This window comes from Aeromonas sp. QDB31 (assembly GCF_027707605.1).
Lineage (GTDB): Bacteria > Pseudomonadota > Gammaproteobacteria > Enterobacterales > Aeromonadaceae > Aeromonas > Aeromonas media.
This window is the reverse complement of record NZ_JAPCIX010000055.1, coordinates 1-1,244: the sequence shown is the minus strand read 5'-3', so window position 1 is coordinate 1,244 and position 1,244 is coordinate 1. Positions and strand designations below refer to the sequence as shown.

1 protein-coding gene is annotated in these 1,244 nt (G+C 52.9%); it reads left to right on the top strand.

The genetic code is table 11. The features are described from left to right. Nucleotides 1–181: 181 nt before the first annotated feature. Nucleotides 182–1,129 (top strand): IS30-like element ISAeca1 family transposase, encoded by a 948-nt coding sequence (locus tag PG898_RS21130; protein WP_012564931.1) that lies wholly within the window; start codon nucleotides 182–184, stop codon nucleotides 1,127–1,129. The last annotated feature ends 115 nt before the right edge of the window (nucleotides 1,130–1,244 follow it).

Below are 1,244 nucleotides of genomic sequence, written 5' to 3'. Positions count from 1 at the left end.
GAGACGGCATCTGGCCAGCGTCTGGTAGCCCACACAAGCCAGTCAATCACTGCCCTTGAAGGTGAAATTAGGCAAGCGTGAATTCAGATAATAAGTGCAATGCCCATGGTGCATAGGAGAGAGGCGGTCAACTACCAGTTAGGGTACGCTTCTTCTCGCCAAAGAAACAAAGCGATACACCATGAAATACCAGCAGTTGACCGAGGGGCTACGATACCAGATTGCCTGCCTCCGTGACCATGGCCTGTCACAGGCCCGCATTGCCAAACAGCTCGGGGTTCATCCATCGACTATCAGTCGTGAGCTTCGTCGTAATTGTGCTGGGCAGGCCTATCAGCCGCAGCAGGCTCACCAACTTGCCACGGCACGACGGCTGACGAGTCAGAAGCGTACTGTCCCGTCTGATACCATCGACTTTGTTTGCATGGCGCTGGTCGCGGACTGGAGTCCCGAGCAAATCAGTGGCGTTGGAGACATGATTAACTGCCCGGTTAGCCACGAGTGGATATACCGCTATGTGGCACGCGACAAGGCCAACGGTGGCACGCTATACCGGCATCTGCGTCAGGGTCACAAACGCTATCGCAAGGGTAAGAACAGCAAACGCAGTGTCATTCCCAATCCGGTATCGATTGATGAACGCCCTGCGATAGTCAATGAGCGGAGCCGTGTGGGAGATTGGGAAGTCGATACCGTGTTGGGTAAGCAAGGCAGCGGTGCAATAGTGAGTCTGTTGGAGCGTAAGAGCCGGCTCTACCTGGTTCAATACGTTCCCAGCAAAACAGCCAGCGCGGTGGCGGACACCATTATCAGCATGCTGAAACCCTACCAGGCACATGTCCATACCATCACAGCTGACAATGGTAGCGAGTTTGTCGAACATGAACGTGTTGCAGCAGAGCTGGAAGCGCAGGTGTACTTTGCGCATCCATACAGTGCATGGGAACGGGGACAGAATGAGAATAGCAATGGTCTGCTGCGGCAATATGTGCCCAAAGGCAGTGATTTGAGTGTGGTGACAGCAGAGGCACTGTCAGCCGTCGAAAAGCGGCTGAACTTCAGGCCGCGCAAATGCTTGGGATTTAAACAGCCACAGGTGGTTTTTGACGAACTTCTGAAAGCAGCCTGATTTTTAATCGGGAATTGCACTTCGAAGTTGAATTCGCGAGCCGCTCAGGTTATTCATGAGCTTGAAGGTCAAAGTAACGAGATATCAAAAGTTCTTGACGTTATACGAGGGATCG

Coding starts and splice junctions, on each gene's coding strand:
- PG898_RS21130 (WP_012564931.1), top strand. CDS start 182: ATGAAATACCAGCAGTTGACCGAGGGGCTACGATACCAGATTGCCTGC.